At 54.8% G+C, this 8,073-nt stretch carries 7 protein-coding genes; all 7 read right to left on the reverse strand.

Annotation, left to right across the window (positions count from 1 at the left end; translation table 11 throughout):
- Nucleotides 1-26: 26 nt before the first annotated feature.
- Genes F556_RS0114920 through F556_RS0114950 form a run of 7 tightly spaced genes read right to left on the reverse strand, consistent with a single transcriptional unit; the run spans nt 27 to nt 7,628 of the window.
- Nucleotides 27-878 carry an alpha/beta hydrolase gene (locus F556_RS0114920; RefSeq protein WP_020617779.1) on the reverse strand — a complete coding sequence of 284 codons (852 nt, stop codon included), beginning with the start codon at nt 876-878 and terminating at the stop codon, nt 27-29.
- A gap of 11 nt (nt 879-889) precedes the next feature.
- Nucleotides 890-1,825, reverse strand: a complete 936-nt coding sequence (locus tag F556_RS0114925; protein ID WP_020617780.1) for an alpha/beta hydrolase — start codon at nt 1,823-1,825, stop codon at nt 890-892.
- Entirely contained in the window at nt 1,822-3,321 is a 1,500-nt protein-coding gene (gene gtfA, locus F556_RS0114930) for a sucrose phosphorylase (protein ID WP_051108723.1), read from the reverse strand. Before gtfA ends, F556_RS0114925 begins: the two co-directional genes overlap by 4 nt.
- A 20-nt stretch (nt 3,322-3,341) precedes the next feature.
- On the reverse strand, nt 3,342-4,379 hold the full coding sequence (locus F556_RS0114935) for a LacI family DNA-binding transcriptional regulator (RefSeq protein ID WP_020617782.1): 1,038 nt from the start codon (nt 4,377-4,379) through the stop codon (nt 3,342-3,344).
- A 29-nt stretch (nt 4,380-4,408) separates the two neighbouring features.
- The gene (locus tag F556_RS0114940; RefSeq protein WP_020617783.1) at nt 4,409-5,260 is read right to left on the reverse strand and encodes an alpha/beta hydrolase; all 852 of its coding nucleotides are present in this window, start codon (nt 5,258-5,260) and stop codon (nt 4,409-4,411) included.
- Nucleotides 5,261-5,274: 14 nt separating this feature from the next.
- A complete protein-coding gene (locus F556_RS0114945; RefSeq protein ID WP_020617784.1) occupies nt 5,275-6,759 on the reverse strand; it encodes a CE1 family esterase in 1,485 nt (494 codons plus the stop codon).
- A gap of 35 nt (nt 6,760-6,794) precedes the next feature.
- Nucleotides 6,795-7,628, reverse strand: a complete 834-nt coding sequence (locus F556_RS0114950) for an alpha/beta hydrolase (RefSeq protein ID WP_020617785.1) — start codon at nt 7,626-7,628, stop codon at nt 6,795-6,797.
- Nucleotides 7,629-8,073 lie beyond the last annotated feature (445 nt).

Raw genomic sequence — 8,073 nt, forward strand, 5'->3', positions numbered from 1 at the left:
CCCCCTTGAAGTTGGTTGGTATTCATTTATGGACGGTCGTAGATTGGCGCTCTGTGTAGCGGCAGCCACTCATCCAGCGTCTTCTTAAGGTACGCGTCCCACATCTCGTAATCATGTCCCATCGCCTGAGCTTCTTCATACTGCACGGGATAGCCAAGTCGCCGCAGCTCGGCGTAATCCTTGAATACCCGATCCCGGATAAAATCATCCTCCCCGACGGCAATATGGAACGCTGGCAACGTCTTGCCTTCATCAATGTTTCGTTTCGCGCAGGCGTACAGATCATGCTCGGAGCCCTCGAACTCGTCCTCGCCCAGTAACGTGTCACGAACACGTGAGAAGCCCCAGTTCAGGCTCTTGCGGTATTCCTCGCGATCGAGCGTCATGCCGATGCCGCCTGAGAGATCCACCACAGCACGGTATAGATCCGGCCGAATCACCCCTAGCCCGAGCGCTCCGTTGCCACCCATCGCCAGGCCAACAACGAAGGTGTTGTCTCTACCCGGTGCAGAAGCGAACAGGGACTGGATGACCAGTGGCAGCTCCTCGGTCAGATACTCCAGGTAACGGAAACCGTATTTTGTGTTGGTGTACAGACTGTCATTGACCGAAGGTGTGACCGTCATGACCATGTTGCGCTCCGCGTATTGCTCAAGCCTCGTATAACGGTAAGGCACGGAATCGTCCTCGCCGCCGCCATGCAGCAGGTATACGGTCTGGAATTTCATCCCCGGCTTGTACGAATTCTTCGTCTCTTTCTCCAACAGAGGCTCCCGAAAGCCCAGATTCGTCGTCAGGCTGCTAGTCGGATAGCACACGGTGACATTGGTGGTCAGACTCAGAACCTCTGAACGGAAGTTAAACCGCAAAATCCCCACGCTTTCCCCTCCTAATCCACTGACTTGGCAAAGGCTCTTGCCAGTGCGTCTACATAACCTGCTCGTACGCGCTTGCTAATTGTTGCATCCGGTACGAATAATTCGCTTGCGTGATACAAGCCAGGGTGGACATGCAGCTCAACATCGATACCCGCTTGCATGAGCCGTGCCGCGTATTGAATCGTCTCGTCGCGGAAAAGGTCCAGCTGTCCTACGCATAGATAGGCAGGTGGCAACCCGGACAGATCCTCTGCCCGCGCGGGCGAGGCCCACGGGTGATCCGGGTCTGCTGTACCCAGATACATCTGCCAGGCCGCCTCGTTATTGGGACGGCTCCATACGGCCCGGTGCAGCTCTTCGTGTGTTGACGGTGCTTCATTGCGCTGATCCAGCATCGGATACAGCGGCATTTGGAAGCAGATCTTCGGGCCACCGCGGTCCCGGGCCATCAGAGCCAGTGCGGCTGCCAGCCCGCCCCCGGCGCTGCCGCCGCCAATAGCAATCCGGGCCGGATCGACGAGCAACTTGTCCACGGACTGGGCGAGCCATGTCAGTGCAGTGTAACTATCCTCCAGTGCGGCTGGATACGGATGCTCCGGCGCAAGGCGATAGTCCGGTGCGAGCACCACGCAACCCGCGTGGAGGACGAACTGCTCACATACATAACCTTCCGCGTCGGGATGGCCCAGGATATAGCCGCCCCCATGAATCCAGAGAATGGCCGGACGCGGATCTGCAGGCTCATCGATTGGTTCAAACATCTTGATCAGCATCTGCCGGCCATCAGCTCCATCGATATAGAGGTCCGTTTCTCGCACGGCTGCCGACTTCTCCCGGGGCAGCGGAGCGAACGCTCTGATCTTCTCCATGTCCTCCGGCAGGGCCAGCACAGGCAGCATACCCAGTGCTCCGGTCAGCTCGGGATCGACGCGTCTGTCAAAGCTCATTGTGATCCCTCCGGGACGGCCACGCCGTTAGAGTGGAACAGTCTCTCTGCAGCGCCTTCGGCGTTACTGGCGACGATTGTATAAGCCTTCGTCCGCAGATCCGCCTCCAGGGTGGTCCAAGCATCGCCCTGACGCCAGGCGATGGCAAGCTGGCCGTCGCCAGCCGGTTCGCCAATCTCGACATCGCCGCCGAAGGCAGGATGGCTGTTGCGGAATTTCATAACTGCATATAAGTGCTGCAGCATCGGGGTCTGCACCCGCTCAGCGATTTCCTCCATCGAGTAGTTGTGCCGATTGAGGCTCCGCGGCTCGCCCAAACGCTTCAGCGATTCCTCATCATTCTCGCCAGCCAGCAGGCCCACATAGTAGACTTGCGGAATTCCCGGCGCGTACAGCTGGATAATTCGGGCCAGCGTGTAAGCATGATCATCCTCATCCAATGCCGAATAGTACGTGCACATCAGCTGATATTGTCTCGCTTTTGCACCGGACATTTTGACAATGCCTGGCGGGAAATTGATGTACTGCTGCAACGGTTCAACCTTCGTATTCACACGATCACGCACCAGATCGATTTCCTCGTCGCTCAGCAATCCTGCCACATCGACGACGCCGATCCCGTCATGGGTGTCGAGCGTTGTGAACTGCTTGCGAGGGCAGATCTGCATCCAGTGGATGAGCCGGTCCGAGCACCCCGTCATCAGCGCGTGCAGGAGCAGCATCGGCAGCGCGAAATCGTACACCCAATGACCCTGCTCCGCCATCTTGAGCTGGATCTTGTAGTTCTCATGAATCTCAGGCAGCATTTCCGTACCGTATTTGTTAAGCGGACGCATGCCGATATCCAGCACGTCCCACACTTCCGGTTCGACGAAGAAGCAGCTGGTGCCCGGCTTTTTGGAAGCATACGCGAAGGCATCGAATCGGATCAGTGGCACGTACCCGGCGAGCCGCTCCAGATTACGCTCGTAGTAGCTTTGCGTAGCCGTCGCCCATGGATCGATATCCACCTGCTCCTCGAAGAACGTGTTCCACAGCTTAACCGTTTTACCGTCCGCACGCGTAAATTCCTTATAGGGTCCATGCATTTTTCTCCGATATAGCGCTTCCATCTCGGCTTCGGTTGGTTCCCCGCCGGGCCAGAACTCATCCCAGTGAATGAACATCTCCTTGAATGGTGACTCGTCGCCCCGCTGCATGTAGTCGATGAACTCTTCCGAGCGGATCGAGACGTGATTGATCATGAAGTCCGCCATCAGATAATACTTGTCCGATAGTCGCTGGATGTCATTCCAATCGCCGAAGGCTGGATCTACCTCGTCATAATGGATGACCGCAAAGCCGCGATCACCGGAGGACGGGAAGAAAGGAAGGATGTGAAGCCCTTCGATAACGCCCTCAAAATGCGTTTCAAGCACCTGGTTCAGCTCGTCCAAATTGCTCCCCATGCTGTCGGCATACGTAATGAGCATGACCTGATTTGTAATTTTTTTCATGTTCTTCTCCTTTTTGCGGTTCATTCCGGAGAGCTCTCTCGGAAGATACAGGTTGCTTCAAAGCTCAGTCTGGCCGTATCCGTAGAGGTTCCGCTTTCGATAAAAGAATGAAGCAGCTTGGCACTGTTGTAGCTCATCTCCTGAGTAGGCGGGACGAAGCTGGTGATGCTCGGCGTAACGATATTGTTGACCGGCTTGTCTCCGTACGAGATAATCTCCAAATCACCAGGTATGGATACGTTGTGCTCCTTGAGGCAACGAAGGACGCCACTAATCATATTGTCGCTGGGGACGAACAGCGCAGTCGGCAGAACGCCGTTCTGCAATAGCTCTTTGGTCGCCAGATAGCCGCCTGAATCGCTGTCATCGCCAAAGGTAACAGGCAACGCGACAGCACCCTTGCTCTCCAGACCCGAGCTCCTCAGCTTGTCCCAGTAACCTGTCGACCGTAGACTGAGCGCTCGGCTGGAGTAATTCGGCGATACAATACCGAATCGTTCATGACCCCGCTTGATAAAATGCTCCATCGCACTGTTGCCGACGGCATAATCGTCGGTAAGCACCGAGCAGTAGCCTTTGGCCGTACGGTTGTAGAGGACGATGGGTACGTCAAACTTGGTGTTCTCGAGAAATTCAAGATCCTCATCAGTGAGTGCAATCATAATCGCGCCGGCCATAAAATCCTTGGAGATAAAGGACATCTTCTGCTTGAGCAGCCCCAGTTCGAACGGAAATATTATGGTCTCGTAATGATTTCCCAGAGATTTCATATATCGATAAAACCCCTCATAAAACGAGGACATGGGACCTTTTTCAAAATTATGAGGGCAAAAGGTACAAACGATGGTTTTGCCAAAGCCGCGTTTTTTTCGTTTGACCCGGGTTTCCGAAGTGCGATACCCGAGCTCTTGAGCGGTATCCAATACCCGCTGGCTCGTGCTCTCGGCGATCCGAAACTCGCCACTGCGATTGTTGAGCACCATGGATACCGTACTCGGTGACAGACCGAGCGTCTCAGCGATCTGCTTGACACTTACCGACTGTTGGCGCTTGGCCATCCGCTCCCTCCTCTCTGCTCCTATCCGTCTTAATCCGGGTAGATCGGCTCCCGCCGCAACGGCAGCAATGACTCGATCGCCAGCTTCAGTGAGGCATCCCACAGATCCCATTCATGCCCCATCCCCGGTACAATCTCCAGCGTCGTATTATAGCCCCACTGTCTTAAATCCTCTTCGGCGCGGATCGTCCGGTACAATGCGTGATCACTGTCGCCCACCCGGAAGAAAAGCTTCGGCAGCTTCTTGCCTTCGTCGATGTTGCGACGGGCCGCCGCGTAGACGTCGTTGACCGTACCTCGCAGGAAGTCTTCGTCATGAAGCTTGTTCTGCAGATCCTGTCCAACCGGAATCCGCATGTCCGTATCCCAATCAAACTCGCCGTTCGCTGTCTTAACGATACTCGGGATGCCCGGCCGATAGGACGCGCCAGACATCATGAGCGCCGCCGCGTAGCGTTCAGGGTACAGCATCGCCAGCTTCATCGCCCCATGCGAGCCCATCGACAGGCCACCGATGAATGTATCCTCCCGCTTGCTGGAGATCGGGAAGAAGGCTTCGCATAGCTGAGGCAGCTCTTCCGCTACATAGGTGAAGTATTGTCCATACGGCAGATCAGTGTACGCCGAATTATGAACGCCAGGCATGATGACAGCCAGCTTGTTCCGATCGGCATAGCGGACGATATTGGTGAAGTTGACATAATCACTATCATCACCGCTGCCGCCATGCATCAGGTACAAGCACTGAAACTTCATCCCTTGAACGTAGGTAACCTCGCGCCCCTCCATACTGTCGGCAAAGCTATAGGTGGGCAGACATATCGTGAGATTGGTCTGCATCCCCAGTGCTTTGGACAAAAAGTTCATTTTAACAACAGCCACGCTGGCACTTCCTCTCAGCCCAGAATTTCGTCGCGAATCAAGTGCGCCATGTTCTTGGAGAGCTGCGCGTAGTGATCCGTGATGTACAACACATCTTCGCAAGTCGAAGCGGTATGATTGAGCAGTCGCTGACTGATCCACTGAATGGGTACATACAGCTCTCCGTCCAAGTAGACAGCCTCGCACAGCATGGCATGCACCGTATTATCGACGACGCAGCCGATGCTGCCGCGTGCGAACTGCAGTGTGCGGCCGTCCTGAAGCGTCAGCTCCGCCGATTGTCCATCATCGCCAGTCTTGATACCTGAATCGTCACCATATACTTCGGCGATAAACGATACCGGGACACACAGGTATTCGCCCCGGACGATGGAGTCGCCGTTCAAGCCGTGATACTTCAGCTTCTGCCGCTTGATTGCCGGTCCGCTCATCTTCACGAGTCGGTTGTTCACATAAGACTGATCGCTTCCAGCCATCAGCACGATATTGAAGTCGTCGCCCTTGCGCGGTGAGATGCTCGACTCATGGACGATTCGGCCGTCCTCTGTCCTTCTGGAGCCGGAGAACAGGTAATCCCAGACGAGCTGCGCATCGTCGAACGTCTGTCCGTGATCGCGGTTCTTCACGTCCCGGAACACCATGTCGGCTTGTTCGCCCTTGTAGAAGGCGAAGTTGTCTTCACCGATGATCTTCAACTCCGGCAGGTCGCGGCAGCCGTTAATCCGGTACCAATATTCCCGGTTGCGGCGCACCACATATTCCGTATCGCCTTCGAAGTGCGGCGGAGTAATATCATGCTCCAGACGGGTCTGCCATACCGCTAGCGGGCCGCCGCGATTAATGACCTCATCCTTGCTATCGAACAGCAGCCCCGGGCTCGAAGGACCGCCGGAGCCCGCTTTGCCCGCGAACAGGTGGCCGTAATGGCGGACAATCTGGCTGGTCATCATGTTGCCCATTGACATGCCCTGCATGTAAATGCGACCTTCGTCAATGGCGTACTTCTGCTTCATGCGCTCGATCAGCGCGAGGATCACGTTCATATCATGATTATCCTCCGGCTTCTCCGGAGGCATATTGATGTAAATGCCGTCCTCTCTTGGCGATGCAGCGGCTTCGAGCTTCTCTGCCTCGCAATCGACAATCCAGAATCGCCGCAAGCCGGCGCTTGGGAAGAGAACGATGAAGCCTTCGCGATCGGCTACGAGTGTCCAGGAGGTGTAGATGGCCTGCCCCCAGCCGGTCATGAGCCCGCCGTGCATGCCGACGACGAGCGGCACCTTGCGGCTGCCGTCATAGGAAGCTGGTACATATTCGTACCAGGTATCTTCCTGGTCGCCGGCCACCTTATCCTTGTATTCCTGCAGCCGTTCGGGGTATACCCGAGAATTGTTACCGTTTTCATTTACGACTAATTGGGAGTGCTTGATCGCCTCAGGCAAGTAATCCCGGTTGTCGTCATCCGGCTCGCCTGGCAGAATCACAATCTTTCCGCTCATCGGTTTATCTGTCCTCTCGTTCATGGGATGGGTGATCAATACGGGCTGGCGCCAACATCCTCTAATCCGAAAAATTCAAGCGCGTGCTGGATAGCCAAGTCCCAGAAGCGCCACTCATGACCATAACCCTCCAAGCTCCAATACGATGCATCCATCCCCGTCTTATCGAAGTGCGCCTTGAAGAGCTTCAGGTTCTCCCAGATCATCGTGTCGTCCTCTCCGCAAGCGAACAGCAGACGCGGCAGTTGTCCAGTACCTGCCAGCTTGTCGAGCCGATCCCAGACATTCTCTTCGGATTGGATAAACGTCTCCAGACCTCCCGCATTCTCGACCATGCTGAGCAACCGGCGGGCGAACATGTCGTCCTTGTACAACTCCTCCTCCGTTAGTGAGCTGAAATCAACCGGAGCTGCTGAGAGGACTGCCGCCGCTGCGAACTTCTCCGGATAGTTAGCTGCGAACTTAATCGTGCCCCGCCCGCCCATCGACAGCCCGGCGATGAAATTATCCTCACGTTTGCTCGATGCTGGCAGCCAGTTGTACACCATCGGCATCAGCTCTTCCGTGAAGTAGTCGTACATGCCGTAACCCATCATCGCCTTGTCCCAGTTGGAATAATTGCTATTAAGCGCGGATGGCATGACGACAATCAGATCCTTCTCGCAGGCATACAACTCAATATTCGTGCGCCGGATCCAATCGGTATGGTCGCCGAAGGTGCCATGCAGCAGCCACAGCACTTTATATTTTTTAGCGCTTTCATAGAAATCCCTCGCGGATACCTCCCTTGGCTTGTTCGGCAGAATGACCGTAATTTCATGATTCGATTTCAAATACTGGCTTTCAAAATTCATCTGTAGTACCGCCATATTACTCCCCCTAAATGAAGTAAATTCCTACCTAGTTTTTTGCTAAATTTAGCAACTATAAATCCGCTAAATGACAAGTTCAGTATAGTCCAGACAACGCCAAACTGTAAATGTTTTTTGCTGGAATGAAGCGCTTTATTTTAGCTAAATTTAGCAAGTATTTCGGGTCATTTCCGCAGTTTTACTCCGGCCCCAACACCTGCCAAATGGCCGGCTCGTTCCGGTCCTTTAGCAAGTACAAAATTCATCCGGCGGATGATTCTAAGAGACTCGTCCCTTGGTCTGACGACCGCCTGATTCGATACAGCGGCAGACTAACGAGGTTGCCAGACAATTAGAGGAACAAAGGTGCGTTACAGCGGGCGCTTGGCGGAGCTACGGACAAATAGAGGAACAAAGGTGCGTTACAGTTGCTGACCAGCAGGTTGCCGAGCAAATAGAGGAA

The organism is Paenibacillus daejeonensis DSM 15491 (assembly GCF_000378385.1).
GTDB lineage: Bacteria > Bacillota > Bacilli > Paenibacillales > Paenibacillaceae > Paenibacillus_D > Paenibacillus_D daejeonensis.

What these genes read in the sequence shown, in the direction of transcription:
- F556_RS0114925 (WP_020617780.1), bottom strand. Translation starts at nt 1,825, where the DNA reads ATGAGCTTTGACAGACGCGTCGATCCCGAGCTGACCGGAGCACTGGGT.
- gtfA (WP_051108723.1), bottom strand. Translation starts at nt 3,321, where the DNA reads ATGAAAAAAATTACAAATCAGGTCATGCTCATTACGTATGCCGACAGC.
- F556_RS0114935 (WP_020617782.1), bottom strand. Translation starts at nt 4,379, where the DNA reads ATGGCCAAGCGCCAACAGTCGGTAAGTGTCAAGCAGATCGCTGAGACG.
- F556_RS0114945 (WP_020617784.1), bottom strand. Translation starts at nt 6,759, where the DNA reads ATGAGCGGAAAGATTGTGATTCTGCCAGGCGAGCCGGATGACGACAAC.
- F556_RS0114950 (WP_020617785.1), bottom strand. Translation starts at nt 7,628, where the DNA reads ATGGCGGTACTACAGATGAATTTTGAAAGCCAGTATTTGAAATCGAAT.